General features: G+C 55.5%; 19 protein-coding genes and 1 pseudogene. 5 read left to right on the top strand and 15 right to left on the bottom strand.

What is annotated here, in order from left to right:
* The 9 genes from B2R48_RS12740 to B2R48_RS12700 all read right to left on the bottom strand — a co-directional run.
* Positions 1 to 452, bottom strand: a 452-nt coding sequence (locus B2R48_RS12740; protein WP_297000959.1) for a dihydrodipicolinate synthase family protein, incomplete at its 3' end; no start/stop codon positions are given.
* Positions 453 to 689: 237 nt separating this feature from the next.
* Positions 690 to 1,499: a formate dehydrogenase accessory sulfurtransferase FdhD gene (fdhD, locus tag B2R48_RS12735; RefSeq protein ID WP_297000957.1), complete on the bottom strand. Its 810-nt coding sequence runs from the start codon at positions 1,497 to 1,499 to the stop codon at positions 690 to 692.
* On the bottom strand, positions 1,496 to 1,720 hold the full coding sequence (locus tag B2R48_RS12730) for a formate dehydrogenase subunit delta (protein ID WP_297000955.1): 225 nt from the start codon (positions 1,718 to 1,720) through the stop codon (positions 1,496 to 1,498). Before B2R48_RS12730 ends, fdhD begins: the two co-directional genes overlap by 4 nt.
* A gap of 92 nt (positions 1,721 to 1,812) precedes the next feature.
* A complete protein-coding gene (fdhF, locus tag B2R48_RS12725) occupies positions 1,813 to 4,692 on the bottom strand; it encodes a formate dehydrogenase subunit alpha (protein ID WP_297000953.1) in 2,880 nt (959 codons plus the stop codon).
* Between the two features lie 4 nt (positions 4,693 to 4,696).
* Positions 4,697 to 6,253: a formate dehydrogenase beta subunit gene (locus B2R48_RS12720; RefSeq protein WP_297000951.1), complete on the bottom strand. Its 1,557-nt coding sequence runs from the start codon at positions 6,251 to 6,253 to the stop codon at positions 4,697 to 4,699.
* Complete coding sequence (locus tag B2R48_RS12715) at positions 6,250 to 6,714, bottom strand: formate dehydrogenase subunit gamma (RefSeq protein WP_297000949.1); 465 nt, start codon at positions 6,712 to 6,714, stop codon at positions 6,250 to 6,252. Before B2R48_RS12715 ends, B2R48_RS12720 begins: the two co-directional genes overlap by 4 nt.
* Before the next feature lie 111 nt (positions 6,715 to 6,825).
* Positions 6,826 to 7,719 (bottom strand): LysR family transcriptional regulator, encoded by an 894-nt coding sequence (locus B2R48_RS12710; protein ID WP_297000947.1) that lies wholly within the window; start codon positions 7,717 to 7,719, stop codon positions 6,826 to 6,828.
* Positions 7,720 to 7,908: 189 nt separating this feature from the next.
* Entirely contained in the window at positions 7,909 to 8,667 is a 759-nt protein-coding gene (locus tag B2R48_RS12705) for an SDR family oxidoreductase (protein ID WP_297000945.1), read from the bottom strand.
* A gap of 39 nt (positions 8,668 to 8,706) precedes the next feature.
* The gene (locus tag B2R48_RS12700) at positions 8,707 to 9,441 is read right to left on the bottom strand and encodes a sulfite exporter TauE/SafE family protein (RefSeq protein ID WP_297000943.1); all 735 of its coding nucleotides are present in this window, start codon (positions 9,439 to 9,441) and stop codon (positions 8,707 to 8,709) included.
* Positions 9,442 to 9,636: 195 nt separating this feature from the next.
* Here B2R48_RS12700 and B2R48_RS12695 point away from each other — a divergent pair, with 195 nt between their 5' ends.
* The gene (locus B2R48_RS12695; RefSeq protein ID WP_297000941.1) at positions 9,637 to 10,956 is read left to right on the top strand and encodes an aminotransferase class III-fold pyridoxal phosphate-dependent enzyme; all 1,320 of its coding nucleotides are present in this window, start codon (positions 9,637 to 9,639) and stop codon (positions 10,954 to 10,956) included.
* 63 nt (positions 10,957 to 11,019) lie between these two features.
* Here the strand turns inward: B2R48_RS12695 and B2R48_RS12690 are convergent, their stop codons facing one another.
* Complete coding sequence (locus tag B2R48_RS12690) at positions 11,020 to 12,534, bottom strand: PLP-dependent aminotransferase family protein (RefSeq protein ID WP_297000938.1); 1,515 nt, start codon at positions 12,532 to 12,534, stop codon at positions 11,020 to 11,022.
* Positions 12,535 to 12,769: 235 nt separating this feature from the next.
* Between B2R48_RS12690 and B2R48_RS12685 the strand changes: the two genes are divergently transcribed.
* The 4 genes from B2R48_RS12685 to B2R48_RS12670 all read left to right on the top strand — a co-directional run bounded on the left by B2R48_RS12685 (position 12,770) and on the right by B2R48_RS12670 (position 17,249).
* On the top strand, positions 12,770 to 13,912 hold the full coding sequence (locus B2R48_RS12685) for a substrate-binding domain-containing protein (protein WP_213475618.1): 1,143 nt from the start codon (positions 12,770 to 12,772) through the stop codon (positions 13,910 to 13,912).
* A 146-nt stretch (positions 13,913 to 14,058) separates the two neighbouring features.
* Positions 14,059 to 15,156 carry an ABC transporter ATP-binding protein gene (locus B2R48_RS12680; protein WP_297000937.1) on the top strand — a complete coding sequence of 366 codons (1,098 nt, stop codon included), beginning with the start codon at positions 14,059 to 14,061 and terminating at the stop codon, positions 15,154 to 15,156.
* A gap of 15 nt (positions 15,157 to 15,171) precedes the next feature.
* Complete coding sequence (locus B2R48_RS12675) at positions 15,172 to 16,092, top strand: ABC transporter permease (protein WP_213475616.1); 921 nt, start codon at positions 15,172 to 15,174, stop codon at positions 16,090 to 16,092.
* Positions 16,089 to 17,249: an ABC transporter permease gene (locus B2R48_RS12670; protein WP_297000934.1), complete on the top strand. Its 1,161-nt coding sequence runs from the start codon at positions 16,089 to 16,091 to the stop codon at positions 17,247 to 17,249. Before B2R48_RS12675 ends, B2R48_RS12670 begins: the two co-directional genes overlap by 4 nt.
* Positions 17,250 to 17,334: 85 nt before the next feature.
* Here B2R48_RS12670 and B2R48_RS12665 read toward each other — a convergent pair whose 3' ends face one another.
* From B2R48_RS12665 to B2R48_RS12645, 5 genes and pseudogenes are all read right to left on the bottom strand, one after another.
* Positions 17,335 to 17,730: a RidA family protein gene (locus B2R48_RS12665; RefSeq protein WP_062958050.1), complete on the bottom strand. Its 396-nt coding sequence runs from the start codon at positions 17,728 to 17,730 to the stop codon at positions 17,335 to 17,337.
* Positions 17,723 to 18,154 carry an acyl-CoA thioesterase gene (locus B2R48_RS12660; protein ID WP_297000930.1) on the bottom strand — a complete coding sequence of 144 codons (432 nt, stop codon included), beginning with the start codon at positions 18,152 to 18,154 and terminating at the stop codon, positions 17,723 to 17,725. Before B2R48_RS12660 ends, B2R48_RS12665 begins: the two co-directional genes overlap by 8 nt.
* Position 18,155: 1 nt before the next feature.
* Complete coding sequence (locus B2R48_RS12655) at positions 18,156 to 18,845, bottom strand: ABC transporter ATP-binding protein (protein ID WP_062958052.1); 690 nt, start codon at positions 18,843 to 18,845, stop codon at positions 18,156 to 18,158.
* Between the two features lies 1 nt (position 18,846).
* Positions 18,847 to 19,596 (bottom strand): ABC transporter ATP-binding protein, encoded by a 750-nt coding sequence (locus B2R48_RS12650; protein WP_062958053.1) that lies wholly within the window; start codon positions 19,594 to 19,596, stop codon positions 18,847 to 18,849.
* A pseudogene (locus tag B2R48_RS12645) lies at positions 19,589 to 19,802 on the bottom strand (branched-chain amino acid ABC transporter permease); the annotation flags it as partial. The pseudogene B2R48_RS12645 and the gene B2R48_RS12650, both read right to left, overlap by 8 nt.

Raw genomic sequence — 19,802 nt, 5'->3', positions numbered from 1 at the left:
GTGCCAATAGCATCGTTGCGAAGATAGAGCATCATCGGCAGACCACCGGACGCGTCAGCAATTTGTTTGATGTAGTCAACCACGCCACGCGGGGCGACAAACGGGTCCGGCGGCTGGTGGATCATGAGCGCCTCTGCCCCGGCTTCTGCCGAGGCCTTTGCAAGCGCACAGGCATCACGCACCCCACGACCGATTCCGGCCAGCATCGGCACACGGCCATCGAGCATTTCGGCAACCGACTTCGCCATCGTGATCGCCTCGTCGGTGGTCAGGGCGTAAAATTCACCGGTATTGCCATTCACAACCGGGAAATGCACGCCTGCGGCCAACGCACGATCAATTACGGGGACGAGCTTTTCGGGTGCGACCTCGCCCTCGCTGTCATAGGGCGTGACCAGAATGCCCGAGATCCCCGATAAAACATCGCGCAATTCGGTTTTTGAAAGTGCCATGGTTTCCTTATCCCCGTGCCGTGTCCCGCAGGTACCGAACCAGTCGGCACAGGCGTGTGCGGGATCATCTTGTAATATTTACTTACATCTTGAATAACAAGTATCGCACGCGATGGCAATTCCCTTTGTGTACACAAGGAGCTTTAAACCCCACACGCCAAGGACATGCGCAGGTGCACCTGTTGTCAAGACAAGCAGTCAAAGGAAATTTACAAGTTCGGGAAGATTATTGGTCGGTCAGGCAAACCGGCGGAACAGCCCGCGCCGTTCACGGCAAATCATGGTAAGGCCCGCTTTTCGGGCAAGGTTCACTGCCGTCAAGGTGGGGCCCGAAAGCGTTACAAGCCCGCCTACGCCAAACTGTACGGTCTTGGTGACAATTTCATAGGAACAGCGGCTGGTCATCAGAACGAAACCACCAGCCTGATCAATCCCCTGCCGCGCGATGGCGCCAAGCACCTTGTCGAGCGCGTTATGGCGCCCGATGTCCTCACGGACCAGAACGATGTTACCGCTACCATCAACAAATGCACTGGCATGCAGTAACCCGCCGCCTTCGCGATTGCGGGTCTGATGTTCAGGAAGCGCATCAATCGCGCGCAAGACGACATCCTGTGGCAGGCTGGATGGGGTGACCGTCCCGATCTTGTCCATCGCAACAGCATCAAGCGATTGCACACCACACAAACCACAGCCAGACCGGCCTTCAAGTGTGCGTTGACGATCTGCAAGGCGATCAAAAACATCCTCGTGAAGGTCAGCCTCAATCACATAACCCTGCAGGGTCTTGCGCACATCGCGCAGGGTGATTTGGGAACTACTGTCAGCAATTCCTTCTGACAGGGCAAAACCCACCATGAAATCTTCAAGGTTGTGGGGCGACACCATCATCACAGCATAGGAATGCCCATTAAATGTCAAAGCAGCGGGAACTTCCGGCTGCAACATGATGGGGGTATCATCAGTGCCATCATCGCCTGAAACGGCGCGCGCAAGATCAACGTCACGCCCGTCCAGAATGCGATTTTCAGATGGATTGGCCGTCATGCGTCTTCCTTGACCTTCCGGATCTTTGGTGCGGCCCTCAGAACCAGGGGATGGAAGTCGGCATTGTCTTCCGCGATCATGTCAAACAGCTGCTTGCGCATGCGCGGTTCCCAGAAATCGCTGATATGGTTGGCCACACCTTCAGCAGCCTCGTTCTCGGGCTGGGACTTGAAAAAGGTTGCGATCTGATTGGCCATGTAGACAAGTTTGTCAGGTGCCATTGCGGTTCACTCTTTGACTGTAAACTTCAGAGACAGGCAGGAAATACCAGACACTGGATCAGGTGACCCTAACACAGTGTCTGGCAAATATCCTATTCAGCGGCATCAACGCGCGGTTTGATCCGACGCGACTGTTCGGCCTGACGATCATATTCCACCTGCCATTCGGTCGGGCCATTGCTTGGCGAGACCTGAACCGCGGTTACCTTGTATTCCGGGCAATTGGTCGCCCAGTCGGTATAGTCGGTGGTGATCACGTTGGCCTGCGTGCCGGGATGGTGGAATGTCGTGTAAACCACACCCGGTGCGACACGGTCGGTAATGGTGGCACGAAGGGATGTTTCGCCCGACCGCGATGCAAGACGGATCCAGTCGCCTTCACGAATACCCCGCTGTTCGGCATCGTGCGGATGGATTTCCAGCAAGTCTTCCTTATGCCACGTGCTGTTTTCCGTACGCCGGGTCTGCGCGCCCACATTATACTGACTAAGGATACGTCCCGTGGTCAGCAAAAGCGGGAAGCGCGGACCGGTGCGTTCATCCGTCGCAACATATTCGGTGACAACAAACTTGCCCTTGCCACGGACAAAGCCATCGATATGCATGACCGGGGTCCCTTCCGGGGCCGTGTCATTGCAAGGCCACTGGACCGAGCCTTTTTCTTCAAGCAGGTCATAGCTGACATTGGCAAAGCTTGGCGTGGTTGCGGCAACTTCGGCCATGATCTGTGACGGATGGGTGTAATTCCAGTCCAGCCCCATCGCCCGCGCAAGATTCTGGGTAACCTCCCAATCGGCAAAGCCGTTCATCGGGGTCATCACCTTGCGCACGCGGTTAATGCGGCGTTCGGCGTTGGTGAATGTCCCATCCTTTTCAAGGAAGGTCGAACCGGGCAGGAACACATGCGCGTAGTTCGCGGTTTCATTGAGGAACAGGTCATGAACGACCACACATTCCATTGCGGCCAGACCAGCTGCCACATGTTTGGTATCCGGATCTGACTGAAGGATATCTTCGCCCTGAATATAGATGCCCTTGAATGTGCCTTCGACAGCCGCATCGAGCATATTGGGGATACGAAGACCCGGTTCGTCATCCAGCTTGACACCCCAGATATCCTCGAAAACATCGCGGGTGGCGCTGTCCTGAATATGACGATAGCCCGGCAGTTCGTGCGGGAACGACCCCATATCGCACGAACCTTGCACATTGTTCTGACCACGCAGCGGGTTCACGCCCACACCCGGACGGCCGATATTACCGGTCGCCATGGCAAGGTTGGCAATCGCCATTACGGTGGTTGAACCCTGGCTGTGTTCGGTGACACCCAGACCGTAATAGATCGCACCATTGCCGCCGGTGGCAAAGGTGCGTGCGGCCGTGCGCATGGTCTGGGCATCGACACCGATCATCTCGGCAATAGCTTCGGGGCTGTGTTTTGGATCGGACACAAAGGTTGCCCAATCCTGGAATTCATCCCAGTCGCAGCGTTCACGCACGAACGCTTCGTCAAACAGGCCTTCGGTGACGATCACATGGGCAAGCGATGTCAGAACCGCAACGTTCGTCCCCGGACGCAGCGGGATATGGGCGACCGCCTCGATATGGGGGGAGCGCACAAGGTCAATACGACGCGGATCGATCACGATCAGTTTGGCACCTTCGCGCAGACGCTTTTTCAGGCGCGAGGCAAAGACAGGGTGGCCATCGGTCGGGTTGGCCCCAATCAGGATTACAACATCGGTATGTTCGACAGAATCAAAATCCTGCGTCCCGGCCGAGGTACCAAACGTGGTTTTCAGACCATAGCCGGTCGGCGAATGGCAAACACGCGCGCAGGTATCGACGTTGTTATTGCCAAAACCGGCACGGATCAGTTTTTGAACAAGGAAGGTTTCCTCGTTCGTGCAGCGTGACGAGGTGATACCGCCCAGCGCGCCCTTGCCGTATTTGGCCTGAATGCCCTTGAACTTGTCGGCTGTAAAGCGAAGCGCTTCTTCCCAACTGACTTCCTGCCACGGATCATCAACGTTCTCACGGATCATCGGGTTCAGGATGCGGTCCTTGTGACTGGCATAGCCATAGGCAAAACGCCCCTTCACACAAGAATGGCCACGGTTGGCCTTGCCATCCTTGTAGGGGACCATGCGGACAAGTTCTTCGCCGCGCATTTCCGCCTTGAACGAGCAGCCAACCCCGCAATAGGCGCAAGTGGTAACAACCGAGTGTTCCGGCTGACCGATCTCAATGACCGATTTTTCCTGAAGCGTTGCCGTCGGGCAGGCCTGAACACAGGCACCGCACGATACACATTCGGAATCCAGGAAGTTTTCATGCATGCCGGGCGACACACGCGATTCAAAGCCGCGACCTTCGATGGTCAGCGCAAACGTGCCCTGCACTTCTTCGCAGGCACGGACACAGCGCGAACAGACAATGCATTTTGATGGGTCATAGGTGAAATACGGGTTGGTTTCATCCTTGGCCATATAGCGCGGGTTTTCTTCACCGTTCTGGCGGACCTGAACGTGGTTTTCACCCTCGTAGCCATAACGCACATCGCGCAGGCCAACCGCGCCTGCCATGTCCTGCAATTCGCAATCACCGTTGGCCGCACAGGTCAGGCAATCGAGCGGATGGTCAGAGATGTAAAGTTCCATCACGCCTTTGCGGATCTTCTTGAGCCGCTCGGTCTGGGTATGGACAACCATGCCCTCAGATGCTGGTGTCGTACAGGATGCCGGTGTGCCGTTGCGGCCTTCGACCTCAACCAGACACAGGCGGCAAGACCCGAATGCATCGACCATATCGGTCGCGCACAGTTTCGGGACCTGAATACCGGCCTCCATCGAGGCGCGCATGACAGAGGTGCCTTCAGGCACGGTGACATCCTTGCCATCAATGGTCAGGGTGACGGTCTTTTCGGAATTCTTCGCCGGGGTTCCGTAGTCAACTTCTTTGATCAAGGACATCGTTTCACTCCGCAGCTATATCAAGCGCGCGTGGCTTGAAGTCATCAGGGAAATGGGTCAGTGCGCTTAAGACCGGATAGGGCGTAAAGCCGCCCAGCGCGCACAGCGATCCGAACTTCATGGTTTCACAAAGATCGCGCAGGAGTTCGAGCTGCAATTCAGGTTCTTCACCACGTTCAAGCTTGTCGACCACTTCGGTCCCGCGTACAGAACCAATGCGGCACGGCGTACATTTGCCACACGATTCAATCGCACAGAATTCCATGGCAAAGCGGGCCTGCTTCATCATGTCGACCGTGTCATCAAACACGACAACACCGGCATGGCCGATCAGGCCATCGCGCTTGGCGAATTCTTCGTAGTCAAACGGCGTATCAAACAGTTCCTTGGGGAAATAGGCGCCCAACGGACCACCGACCTGAACCGCCTTGACCGGACGCCCTGTGGCCGTCCCACCGCCGATTTGTTCGACAATTTCACCAAGGGTCAGACCAAAGCCGACTTCATAAAGCCCGCCATGCTTGACGTTCCCGGCAATCTGGATCGGGATGGTGCCCCGCGACCGGCCCATGCCATAATCGCGATAATATTCCGCACCCTTTTCCAGAATGACCGGCACAGAGCACAGCGAAATCACGTTATTGACGACGGTCGGTCGGCCAAGAAAACCTTCAAGGGCGGGCAATGGTGGCTTGGCACGGACAACCCCGCGCTTGCCTTCCATGCTATTAAGAAGGGATGTTTCCTCCCCACAGACATAGGCACCCGCCCCCATGCGGACTTCCATATCAAAGGCCTTGCCGGATCCAAGGATGTTATCGCCCAGAACACCGGCAGCACGGGCGACCTTGATCGCCTCGTTCATCACGTCAATCGCGGTCGGATATTCCGAACGAGTATAGACGTATCCCTTCGTCGCGCCGGTGGCGAGACCGGCAATGATCATGCCTTCGATCAGAACAAACGGCTCGCCTTCCATGATCATGCGATCGGCAAAGGTTCCGCTGTCACCTTCATCGGCGTTACAGACGATATATTTTTGATCGGCTGGCGCTTCGCGGACGGTATTCCATTTGATGCCCGTCGGAAAACCGGCACCACCGCGCCCGCGCAGGCCGCTGTCGGTGACGGCCTTGACGATTTCCTCGTCCGTCATCTTAAGCGCGTTTTCAAGACCGGTCAGGCCTTCATTGGCACGATAATCGTCAAGCGATACCGGATCAATGATGCCGCAGCGCTGGAACGTCAGGCGCGACTGGCTTTTGAGAAACGGGATTTCCGGCGTGCGGCCAAGATAAAGCTTATGATCACCACCGGTCAGGAAGTCAGCCTCAAACAATGCGTCGATATCGTCGGTGCTAACCGGACCATAGGCAACGCGTCCGCGCGGTGTTTCGACCTCGACCATCGGCTCCAGCCAATACATGCCAAACGAGCCGTTGCGCACGATCTTGATATCAGCACCGGATTTGGATGCCTTGGCGGCGATGGCGGATGCAACGTCATCGGCACCCAGTGCGACAGAACCGGAATCAAGAGGTACGTAAACCTTGATGCTCATGATCCCACCTTTTCCAAAATGCGATCCGCACTGACACGGCCAACAACCTTGCCATCAATCATTGCGGCTGGCGCACAGGCACAGAGACCAAGGCAGAAAACAGGTTCCAGTGTGACCTTGCGATCAGCAGTGGTTTGCGACCAATCAACATTAAGGTGGCGCCGAACCTTGTCGCCAAGCGCATCGGCCCCCATCGCCTGACAGGCTTCGGCCCGGCAGATTTTGACGACATGCTTGCCCGCCTTTTCTTCGCGGAAGTAATGATAGAAGCTTGCCACCCCATGGACTTCCGCCCGGCTGAGATTGAGCTTCTTTGCAATGGTCTGAAGCGCGCCATCGGGGATACAGCCAAACTCTTCCTGCACCTCGTGCAGAATTGGCAATAGCGGCCCTTCCAGAGTGATCAACTGATCACAAATGGCAGCGACGCGGACATTCTGGTCCTCGGTCGTTTCCGACATGCAAGCCTCTCTCTCAAGCATGTTGAAGAATTATTCGTTATTGCCGGTATTTTCCGCCAATCGGCGTGGCTGTTCAATAAAGCCATCCCGTTACGCGATAGGGAAAACCTATCAAACGGTCTGAAGCTCAGAGATATGCGCTGCTTCCTTTAAAAGTGCAGAAACCACCGGCGTTGCAGGCTCACGTTTTGCTGCTATCAATCCCACTGTCTGACTGGCATCGGGCTCGATGATTGGAATGGCTTTGACACGATCGCGCATCCCGAAGCTTTCCACCATTTTTTCGGGCATGATACTGGCCCAGTTGCCTGTTTGCACATGGGTGAACAGGGCAATCATCGAGTCACTTTCAAGCGTCGCACTGACCTTGGCACCCGCCATGTGGAGTTGCTGATCAATGATACGACGGTTTTGCATATCGGGCGTTAAAAGACACAAGGGCAAGCTGGCCGCTTCACGCCATGTGATGGCTTCGTAGTCCCCCAAATCCTTAAGGTTGGAGGTCACCAGTTGGTAGCGTTCCCGATATAGCGGAATGGATGTCACCCGCCCGAGGGGTTCGTTATCAAGATAGGTAATCCCCGCATCAATTTGCAGATCATCAAGGAGCGCCTTAATCTCCGTCGACGTCCGCGACAGGATCGCAAAGCTGACATCGGGGTGTTTTTCGCGAAATGGCGTGGTCAGTTCATGCACCATTGAAAGGGCCGTCGGGATAACGGCAATCTGCACCTGCCCGGTCAGGCCAAATCGCATGGCGCGCATTTCGTCGCGCATGGAACGTGTGCTGCCGACAATATGGCGCGCCCATTCCAGAACGCGCTCGCCCTCGGGTGTCAGGCCCTGATAACGCGACCCGCGTTTGACCAATACCACGCCAAGATGGTCTTCAAGTTGGCGCAGGGCACTTGAAAGGGTTGGCTGGGTCACGCCGCATTCTTCGGCAGCATGTCCAAAATGCTGCTCACGGGCGAGAACCATAAACATTTCGAGCTTATCGATCATTTCATATCCGGCACGGCGTCTGGCATCACATTGATCGGATGCAAGCTTTGGGATGCGCCACAATTTGTGGGGCTCTGAACGTGTTGCAGGATAACCGATTATCCCTATGGGCTAAAAGGTTATTCCTGCACCCCATACCATACAATGTAATCGACAAGCAGCTTCGGCTTTCCGGTTCTGATCGAACGCCTAACCTTCCTTGCGGTGAATGGCGAATGGCGACCAGCTTTGGCTGACCGGCATGACTTCAAGCGAGTTGACGTTTACATGTGCTGGAAGGTTCGCCACCCAGAAGATGCTTTCAGCGATGTCTTTTGGCTGGATCGGATCGGCACCGCGATACAGGTTGTCATAGGCTTCCTTGTTGCCGCCGGTGCGAACCAGGGTAAATTCGCTTTCGCACAGACCCGGCTCGATCGAGGTAACACGAACACCCGTGCCCGCAAGATCACAGCGAATACCCAGCGAGAACTGCTGAACAAAGGCCTTGGTCGCACCATAAACATTGCCGCCCGGATAGGGCCAGTTCGATGCAATTGATGCCAGATTGACAATCGCCCCTTTTCGTTCGATCAGCTTATCAAGCATGATACGCGTGATCGCCACCAACCCCTTGTTGTTGGTATCGATCATTGTCATCCAGTCCGACAGCTTGCATTCCTGCGCCGGTGCGGTGCCCAACGCCAGCCCGGCATTATTGACCAGCAAATCAACATCGGCGAAATCGGCAGGCAGCCCATCAACCGCCGCCTGAATGGCATCGGCATCCTGAATATCAAAGCACAGCGCATGGGCGACCGTGGCACCGCCGAGTTCATCGACAAGGGCGTCAAGGCGATCGGCACGGCGGCCGGTGACAATGACTTTCCAACCTTCCTTGACGAACCGGCGGGCCGTTGCCGCCCCAAAGCCAGAAGTTGCGCCGGTAATGAGTGCTGTTTTGGTCATGGATATCTCCGGTGGTGTAAGCAATTTTGATTTAAGCGATCACAGACCAACCGTGATGGTCTGCGCGAAACCGATGATGGCAATGAGAACGAGACTGATGGCACAGACACGCCGCCAGGTGGTTGCCGACATCCGGCGATAGATCATCTCGCCCGGGAAATAGGCGATCATGGCAATCACCAGCAACGGCAAAACAAGTGCGATGAAATCATTGGGCAACATGCCCGCAGCAGCGCGGGTGATAAATCCCAATACATCGACTGAGCCAAAATAGATCGCAAGCGTGTTACGGACCCGGGCATCCTGCGTTCCGCCCGCCAAAAGCCATGCGGCAACCAAAGGACCGCCAACCGCAAAGCCCGACATCAGGATACCAACCGAACAGGCTAGAAGCGCCCCGATGACAAAATGGCCCATCCATTTTGGCGGATGATGCAGCATGGCCACCAAGGCTGCCACCGCGATTGCAAGGTTGGTCGCGATCCGGATGGTCTGATCATCAAGCGCAAAGGCGACATAGGGGCCAAGCACCGCCCCGAAAAGCCCGAAACTCAGCAGGATCGAACAGGCCCGCCAGTCGACCTTGTTCCGATCAAAGTCGCGCAGGATCAGCCCTGTCAGGACAATGTCGATAACCAGAATAACCGCGGTCGCGGTTGCCGGGGCAAGCACCGTCGACAGACCAAGAGCGGCCAGCAAAGCAAAGCCGAAACCGGTGATGCCACGAAACAGGGCAGCAACCGCGACGATCATGCCAGACAGGATCAGTTCCATGAAATTCCTCGTTGTTACAAACCTGAATTACGCCACTGATTGCTATGGCAATAGAGCCACATCGACCCTTTTAATGGAGCCACATGGCGATCTGGACCTAAATATTGTCGAGTTGTGGCACTAACGCTGTGTCAGATGACCGGTTTAGCTAGCAGCATAACATTTACACCCGCACTCTTGCCGACAGGAGCCAGCATGAACGTGTCCGCCAAACCGAACATGACCAATCATTGGATGCCATTTACCAACAACCGTCTGTTTCACGAAGAACCGCAGATGTTTGCCAAGGCAGAAGGCGTAAAATACTGGACACCGGAAGGCCGTGAAATTCTGGATGGTTCGTCGGGTCTGTTTTGTTGTGCGGCCGGTCACGGACGCCCGGAAATTGCCGATGCCGTCTACAAACAGCTAAGCACACTGGACTACTCACCACATTTCCAGCGCGCCGCCCCTGTTTCGTTCGAGTTTGCCGAAAAGCTGGCCGGTATCCTGCCCGATGGGCTTGATCGTGTGTTCTTTGCCGGTTCGGGCTCCGAGGCGGTGGATACCGCAATGAAGATGTGTCTGGCCTATCATCGTGCCACGGGCAACGCGCAGCGCACCCGGTTTGTATCGCGCGCATGGGGCTATCATGGGGTGAACCTTGGCGGTACGTCGCTTGCCGGGATGGTCAATAACCGTCGTGATTTTTCGGGGATCACCTGTGACGTTGTCCATATGCGCCACACCTGGACCGAAGAACAGAAGTTCACCCGTGGTCAGCCGGAAACCGATGCCGATCTGGCCGATGATCTCGAAGAAATCTGCAAGACCTATGGTGGCGATACCATTGCTGCCGTCTTTGTCGAACCGATTGCCGGATCGATCGGCACCATTGTGCCCCCCAAAGGATACCTAGAAAAGCTTCGCGCGATTTGCGACAAGTACGGCATCTTGCTGGTATTTGACGAAGTGATTACCGGTTTTGGCCGAACAGGTTCTGCTTTCGCCTCCCAGGCATTCGCAGTCAAGCCGGACCTGATCACCATGGCCAAGGCACTGACCAATGGCGCTATTCCAATGAGTGCTGTTGCCACCAGTGCCGAAATTCAGGCCGCTGTCTTTGACGCGGCGGGCGATGCGGACCGCCCGGAATTCTTCCATGGCTATACCTATTCGGCCCACCCGGTGGCCTGTGCTGCCGGGATCGCAGCGCTTGATATCTATGCCAATGACAATCTGTTCGAACGTGCCAACAGCCTGTCGTCGCACTTCCTTGATGGTGTGTTTGGTCTGCGCAACCTGCCCCATGTCAGCGATCTTCGCGGCTATGGCATGATGTCGGGCATTCAGCTGACACCGGGTGATGCGCCGGGCGCAAAGGGAAGCTGGGCACAGCGCGCGCTGTTTGACGAAGGTCTTCACGTCAAGGCAACCGGCGATGCGATCATTTTCGCGCCCGCCTTCGTCAGCACAGAACAGGACATCGACGATATGGTTGCCATCCTGCAGAAGGTTCTTGGCGCGCCAATGTAATTTGCTGGCGGGGGACACAAGCCGATTCCGGGGGAGTTGGGGCCACGGGGATCGCCATGCAGATTACTCTGCGGCGGTCCCTTTTCTGTTTTCAGCCATGATCGCCATAATGGCGTCACGCAATTGGGAAATACCCGGCGCGATCTGATCACGCTCGATCACGGCAAAACCAAGCCGAAGACGGTTGCGTGGGGCACTGTCGGCATCGCAATAATGCACATCCCCCGGTTCCACAAGAACCCCGCGTTTGGCCGCCTCACGGTGCACGGCCCAGGCGTCCATGTCACCGGGCAAAGTAATCCAAACCGCAGAACCGCCGGTCGTCGGCGTTACATGCAGCTCTGGCAATTGGCGGGCAATTTCATTTTGCATAAGTTGCCATTTTTCCGACAATCGATCTCGCGTGCGTCGAAGATGTGCATCAAGATGCCCTTCGCCGATGAACAGTGCCATGGCACGCTGGTCCTGCGCGGATGGATGGCGGTAATTCAGACGACGCAGTGCACGCAGTTCCTTGATCAGCTCGCTATCGGCAAGGATGTAGCCAATACGCAGTCCGGGGAACATCAGCTTGGTCAGACTGCCGATATAGATGATATGGCCGGAATTATCATAGCTTTTGAGCGCCGCGCGCTGATGACCAAGGTAATTCAGCTCATGCTCATAATCATCTTCAACCAGGATGAAATCATCCTTGCGCGCGCGTTCAACAAGCTGAAGACGCCGGTCAAGCGACATGGTGACACTTGTCGGGCATTGATGTGACGGTGTGGTATAGACCATGTCACAATCCGCCAGAACTGCCGAGTTGGCCAGCCCTTCGCTGTCGATTGGCAAAGCACAGATATCCGCCCCGGTTGATGCAAAGATATTGCGCGCATCGACATAGCCCGGATCTTCGACGCCAACTGTCCTGCCCCGCCCTGCCAGAAGCTGCCCGACCAGAAACAGCGCGTTCTGCGCACCAATGGTGATCAGCAACTGTTCGGGATGGGCGCGCAAACCACGATGGGGCAGAATGCGGGTGATGATCTGCTCAAGAAGTTGCGGATCATCCATATCGACCTGATCGCCAACCCAGCTTTGCGAATGTGCAAGCGACCCCGCCAACCGCATGGAATCGCGCCACCGCGCAATGGTGGTCTTGTCCGGTGCGACCTGCCCGTAAATGAAGGGAAAGGGAAAATCCCGCCAGTTGGCCGGTTTGACGATGTTGCGGGCTTCAGACGGGCGAAACTGCAAATGGCGGCGCCACAAATCAGGATCGCGTTCCTTGGAAAACAACGAGGCGGTGCGTGTATCCACGCTCAGTCGCAATTGCTGGCGAATATATTGTTCATTGACGAAGTGCCCGCGACGCCAGACCGCTGTCAAATAGCCGTCATCAAGAAGCCGTTGATAAACAAGGACAACCGTATTGCGCGACACCTTGAGCGCGGAGGCAAGATCGCGGGTTGAGGGCAACGGTTCATGCGACGGCAAACGGCCTTCCAGAATCGCATCGACAAGCCCCTGATGCAGTTGTTGCTGCAGGGTTTGACCGGCCACCGCCGGGTCCTCAAGTCGGATGTCTAGCATCGGGAACAGACCTTTTAGTTCGGCACTGCAACAGGATCGTCTGTCTGGCACCATAGTTTTTGCCTTGTGGCTCTATTACTAGAGTAACCGGCAGATATACCATTTTGTCAATGCGATAAAACAGGAACAAGAACCGCGATCATAATGCGGTCGGTTCAGGGAAGTTATGTCCACCAGGGAGGCGCATGGTGCGCCGCACATAAGGGAAAAATCCCGGCTATCAGGAGACATACGGATGACCAAGTTCAATTCCGGCCCCAAATTTAACCGGCGCACACTTCTCAAGGGCTCGCTTGCCGCCGGCTCAGCATTGGCAATGCCCGCGATCATCAGCAAAAAAGCACTCGCTTCTTCGGGCGAGATCAACATTTTGATGTGGTCCGACTATCTGCCGGAAACGTTTCTCAAATCATTTACCGATGCCACCGGCATTCAGGTGAATTATACCGGCATCGGTTCGAACGAGGAAATCATCAACAAGATGAAGGCCTCCAAAGGTCGCGGTTTTGATATTGTTTCGCCGACCAACAACCGTGCCCTTCAGTGGAAGGCACTGGAACTGCTTCAGCCGTTCGACATGTCCAAAGTCGCCATTGACGCCGTAAACCCGGCAATGGCCAAAATCGGCAGCACCGACTGGGCGTTTGAGGCTGGCTCCACCTATTGGCTGCCGCACATCTGGGGCACCGAGGGCATGGCATGGCGCACCGACCAGTTCCAGCCGGATGGCACCTTCCCGTCCTATGGTGATGTCTGGGCGGAAGAAAATGCTGGCAAAACCATGGGCCGCGCACACTCCATGATGCTGGGGGCCGGTCTTTACATGGAAACCATCGGCGAACTGGCTCCGGGCTCGGTCTGGAAGGCTTACACCTCGGAAGAGGAAATGCGCCCGGTTTGGGACAAGATCACCGAATGGTGCATTGCGCGCAAAGGCAACATCAAGCTGATCTGGAACGATGCCGACACCCAGAAGAACGGTCTTCTGAACGAAGGCGTCATCGTTGGTCAGACCTGGGATGGCCCGCCGCTTGCGCTGAAAACGGCTGGTGAACCGGTGATGTATCGCGCACCGAAAGAAGGTGCAATGGCGTGGGTCGATGGACTTGCCTTGCCGACCGGTGCCGAAAACATCGAACAGGTTTACGAGTTCATCAAATATGCCTACATGCCGGAGCTGGCCGGTGAGGCAATTGATCATCATGGTTACAACTCACCGGTTCTGGGTGCCGACAAGTTCGCTGGCGAAGCCTATGCCAAGAACTTTGCCGATGCCTATCCGGGGGATGCACTGGCCAACCTCAACCCGTGGCCGTCCGAACCGCAGTGGTATGCGGACATGCGTACCGAGTATGTGAACCGCTTCGAAAGCGCCTGATTTCAGCCTTGTGGGGGCGGCATGGCTTTGCGCTTGCCGCCCTTTTTGGGTTTATCCGACCCAATCTATTTCAAACAACAATAACGCAATGTCGTCCTGACACGGGGACGAACATGGCATTGACGTTTTCGGGGGTTGTCAGCTCTATGACCAAAGAAATTTCGCTTGAGCATGTCTGGGTCGAATTCGGCGAATTCACCGCTGTCCACAAGGCAAATCTGAACATCGCAGGTGGCGAGTTCTTTTCATTTCTCGGCCCGTCAGGCTGTGGCAAGACAACGCTTTTGCGCTGCATTTCCGGGTTTCAGGAACCGACACGCGGCAAGGTAAGAATAGGTGGCGAGGACATGAAAGGTGTCGGCCCCAACAAGCGCCCCACTGCCCTTATTTTCCAGAACCTTGCCCTTTTCCCGCTGCGTTCGGTTGCAGATAACATTGCCTTCCCGCTGGAAGTGCGTGGCGTTGACAAGAAAACCCGACGCAAGCGCGCTGATGAGTTGCTTGAACTGATTGCCTTGCCCGGACAGGGGGACAAGAAAGTAAGTGAACTTTCCGGTGGTCAGAAACAGCGTGTGGCCATTGCCCGCGCACTGGCGGTTGAACCCGATATTCTGCTGCTTGATGAACCGCTTTCCGCCCTTGACCTCAAGCTGCGTCAACACATGCGCACCGAACTGCGCGCAATTCAAAAGCAGGTCGGTTTGACCTTTATCTACATCACCCATGATCAGGGTGAAGCGCTGACCATGTCGGACCGTATAGCCGTGATGAACAAGGGCAAGATCGAACAAATTGGCGATGGCAGGTCAATATATGATCATCCGACGACAAGCTTCGTCGCCTCCTTTGTTGGTGAAAACAACGTGCTTGATGGTACTGTTCTTTCCAATGACGGCAAGGTGATGCAGATCGATGCCGGTATGGGCACCCCATTCACGGTCGAAAGCCACCCGGCCGGTGGTCCGGCACTTGCCCCCGGTGATGCCTGCCATCTGTTCATTCGCCCGGAAGCCCTTCGGGTGTCACGCGATGACAGTTCCGTCAACCAGTTCGAAACCAACTTCGTCACCGAAGAATTCGAAGGCAATATGCGCCATATCGTGATGAACACGAATGGCAAGGATTTGAAACTTTCGCTGATCAATGATGGCACCAACGCGATTGATGCCAATTCCCCGGTCAAACTTGATTTCGCACCGGAGCTGGGCGTTGCGCTCAAACCGGGCGAACTGGCCAGCGCGTAACGGGGGCCCTGTATCATGCGTGATTTGTTTTACGATCTTGTCCGCCGCAACGGGATGGCAGTGTCCATCTATTTAATGCTTGCCGTCAGCATATGGGTGTTCCTTTTGATCATCCTGCCGCAGCTGACCATGCTGGATTATTCTTTCCGTTTTAATTTGCCACCCGCCAAAATCGGCGGCCCGGAAGATGTCTATACTCTTGAGCAATACCGGTATTTCTTTCAGGGCAGCGGGGCGTCGGACGGGATAAACACCCTGGATATCGGGATCCTGTTCAAAACGCTGCTTTCGGCAGTGTTTGTGACGATATTCGATCTGATCATCTGCTATCCGGTCGCCTTTGTACTGGCAAAGTCATCGACCGGTGCCAAGGCGCGGTTGCTGGTTCTTGCCCTGATCGTTCCTTACTGGATCAATGAAATCCTGCGCGCCTTTGCGTTTCGCATTTTGTTTGGCGCGACGGGCGTGATCAATGAAACCGGTATGGGGATCGGACTTTGGGATACGCCAATTGACTTCATCCGCGAGGATGTGGCGCTCTATGCCGGGTTGGCATATGCCTATATCCTGTTGATGATTTTCCCGCTTTATAATGCGATTGAAAGCCTTGATCGCAACCAGATCGAAGCTGCGCGCGACATGGGCGCCAACTGGTGGCAGGTCCATGCCAAGGTTGTTATCCCCTATGCCAAGCCGGGTATAGCATCGGGCATGACCATGGTGTTCATGCTGACATCGGGCGCCCTTGCTGCACCACAGATTTTGGGTGGCCCATCAAACCTTTGGTTCACGCAACTGGTCTATCAATGGTTCAACTCTGGCGGCAACTGGCCGCGCGGATCGGCCTATGCGATGGTCCTTCTGATTGTCTGTATCGCGCTTGTCTTGCTTGTAATGCGCCTGTTCAAGGTTTCGATCGGGGAGATCAGACAATGAAAATGAAATCCCCGACGACCATGATTCCGGGTTTGTATCTGACCCTGTTCTTTGCCTATTTGTTCGGGCCGCTGATCATCATGGTGATCACCGCGTTTAATTCATCCACCTTCCCGCGTGTTTCCCCGTGGGAGTGTTTTACCACCGACTGGTTTGGCAAGCTTGCAAGCGATGACAAGCTTCTGGCAGGCCTTGGCAATTCACTTCTGATCGGGGTCGGGGTTGTTTGCGTTGCCATTCCGATTGGTCTGGCGGCGGCCATTACCCTGTCACAGGTCGGCCCCAAATTAAGGGCAGCCCTTTATACGATCTTTATTGCCCCCATTCTGGTGCCGGGCGTTGTCATCGGTCTTTCGACCCTGATTTTCTGGGACCGCATCGGCACGCTGTTCAATGCGCCCTATGAAAGCTTTTTCTATGACGGAACGTTCCTGACGATCTTTGGTCAGGTCACCTTTATTGCGGCTTATTCGATGCTGGTGTTCTTGTCGCGTATCCAGCGGTTTGACACCACGCTTACCGAAGCAGCCCTTGATATGGGTGCAACCCCGACACAGGCATTCGTCAAAGTGCTTTTGCCGTTCATGGCACCTGCGATTGGCTCGGCCACCGTCCTTGCGTTTCTGGCATCGCTTGAAAACTACAACACGACAGTGTTCACGATTGTTTCAAGCAGCACCTTTACGACAGTTCTGTCGTCCAAGGTGCGTTACGGTCTTGACCCGTCGATTTCGGCTGTGGCGGTGATCATTATTGCCATCACGCTGATCGGGGCGATCATTTATGAATGCCGCAACCGATACAACACCAAGGGTTGGGCACATGTCATTTCAGACCGCCCGGTCCTGAAGATCGCGACCCATCCGGGAACGGTTGCCGCAATCTTGGGCGTTTTGACCCTTGCCGCGGTTGTATTCATCCAGAACCATGATTCGAGTGCCTGCACCGCGCAAGTCCTTGAAGAAAAGCGTGCGCTTCAACAGCAATTGATGGAACAGCAATCGCTGAACACACCGGAAAAGACTGTCCCGGCACCGACCATGCCCAACCTTGGCCCGCTGGGTGGTGACGAAGGGGGTACGTCGGCACCCAGCCCGTTTGGCAACAATATCTTCTCGCCGGAAAATCTTGGAACCAGTGCACCGGCGGAAAATTAACGCTTACCCAGTGGAAGACAGACGAACGCAAAAGGGCAGCACATCGCGTGCTGCCCTTTTGCAATGCGGATGACCTGAAACGTTATCAGGACGGAATGGCGGCGGTTGCCTCGATCTCGACCAGTGCCTCGTCTTCGACCAGTTCCTTGACCACAACCATGGTCATGGCCGGAAAATGCTTGCCAAGGACACGCTGATAAGCCTGACCGACTTCGCGCTGATGGGCGAGATATTCCTTCTTGTCGGTGACATACCAGGTCAGGCGGGCAAGATGTTCGGGCTTTCCGCCCGCAGCTTCAAGAACGGCGACAATGTTTTTAAGCGCCTGTTCCATCTGGCCAACGAAATCCTTGGCCTCAAAGACCTGATCTGCGTTCCAGCCAATCTGGCCACCAATATAAAGTCGTGCACCGTCGGCCAATACGCCGTTGGCATATCCCTTGGGTTGCTTCCATCCTTCAGGCTGAATGATTTTATGCATTGTTTTCTACCACTTGATTGATTTCTTTTTCGATTTTGGCACGCAAATCATCTGGCCATGCCACTGACTTTCCGGCCCCGTGCTTTGTAAATACCAGGGTAACCGTTGTTTTCAGGCGTTGCTCGCCACCTGACTGTGCGGTGATTTCCAGCTGAAGACTGGACCGTCCGATCCGGGTCGGGATCAGCGTAAATTCAAGAACATCGCCAAGCTTGCTTGGTGCGGTGAAAGCAACACTCAGCGCTGCGGTCGGAACCGCGACCTTCATCGGACCATGCATGGTCGGGAAACCGCATCCGATGACCTGATCAAACCATTCCTCGACCGTGGCATTCACCATCTCGAAATAGCGCGGATAAAAGACAATCCCCGCCGGATCGCAATGCTGAAACAGAACTTTCTGCTGATAGGTGAATGCCGCCATCTCAGACCCCCAGATACCGGTCAGCGAGGTCGTCGGTCAGCTCATTCACCGCACCGGTCCAGGCCGTGATGCCCTTTTCGACAATCACATAGCGATCAGCGACACCTGAAAGTTCCTTAAGCGATTTATCGACCACAAGGATCGTCAGCCCCGATTGTTTAAGCTGATTGATCGCCGCCCAGATTTCCTGACGCACGACGGGTGCCAGCCCCTCGGTTGCTTCATCAAGGATCAACAACCTTGGATTGGTCATCAGCGCCCGGCCAATTGCCAGCATCTGTTGTTCACCACCAGAAAGGGTCATGGCCTTTTGATCATGGCGTTCCGCCAGACGCGGGAACAGACCCGCGACACGATCAAAATCCCATTCGCCCGGACGGGCGGCAGCAATCAGGTTTTCGGTGACGCTAAGCTGGGCGAAGCACCGGCGTCCTTCGGGCACCAGACCAAGGCCCAGTTGGGCTGCCTTGTGCGATGGCATTTTTGCCAGATCCTGACCGGCAAAATGGATTGAGCCATCACGATGTTCCATCATGCGACAGATGGTCTTGATCGTTGTGGTTTTGCCCATGCCGTTACGGCCCATAAGGGCGACGGCCTCGCCCTCATTCAACGACAGGTCAATGCCAAACAGGGCCTGTGACGCGCCATAAAACGCGGTAACCCCACTGAGTTCGAGAAGTGCAGTCATATCAGGCGTCCTCCCCGAGATAGGCACGTTTGACATCATCATTGCCGCGGATTTCATCGACAGTGCCGGTGGCAATAATCCGGCCATAGACCAGAACCGAAATCCGGTCTGCCAATGCAAAGACCGCATCCATGTCATGTTCGACCAGAAGGATCGGCGCCTGCGCACGCAAACCATCAAGGAAACCGGTCAGGCGTTTGGAGCCCTCTGGCCCCATGCCGGCCATCGGCTCATCAAGCAGAAATGCCTTGGGTTCAAGTGCAAGGGCGACGGCCATTTCAAGCTGGCGACGTTCGCCGTGTGAGATGTCGGCTGCACGCATTTGCGCACGATCTGCCAAGCCAACCCGTTCAAGCTGTGCCATCGCCGGATCAACCAGCGACTTGTCACCCAGAACCGGCTTAAAGAAGCGAAACACCTTGCCGCTAACCGATTGGCGCGCCAGCATCACGTTTTGCAGGACCGAGAATTCCGGCATCAGGGACGATACCTGAAACGTTCGGGCCAGCCCCATGCGCGAACGTGTCACCGCATCAAATTCATTGATGTTTTGACCGTCGAAATGGATATCACCGCGATCAGATTTTATCTCGCCCGCGATCTGTTTGATCAGGGTGGATTTACCCGCCCCGTTCGGACCGATCAGAGCATGGATTTCACCCGGTTGCAGATCCAGCGTGACACTGTCGCTGGCCAGCAGAGACCCGAACTGTTTGGTGACATCGGAAAGCGAAAGAATGGCATCAGACATGTTTACGCTCCCCCGCCAGAACACCGACAAGACCACCGCGCGCGAACAGCACGACCAGAAGCAGCAACACGCCCAATGGCAACTGCCAGAATTCCCAGACACCTCCCAGAAGATGTTCGAGAATGATGTAAAGTGCCGCACCGGCAAGCGGACCGAACAGACGGCCTACCCCGCCCAGAATGACAAACACCATGATTTCCCCTGAC

The sequence above is a fragment of the Thalassospira sp. UBA848 genome (assembly GCF_002295455.1).
Lineage (GTDB): Bacteria > Pseudomonadota > Alphaproteobacteria > Rhodospirillales > Thalassospiraceae > Thalassospira.
Note: the sequence above shows the minus strand (reverse complement) of the source record. Positions and strands in the feature narration are given on the sequence as shown.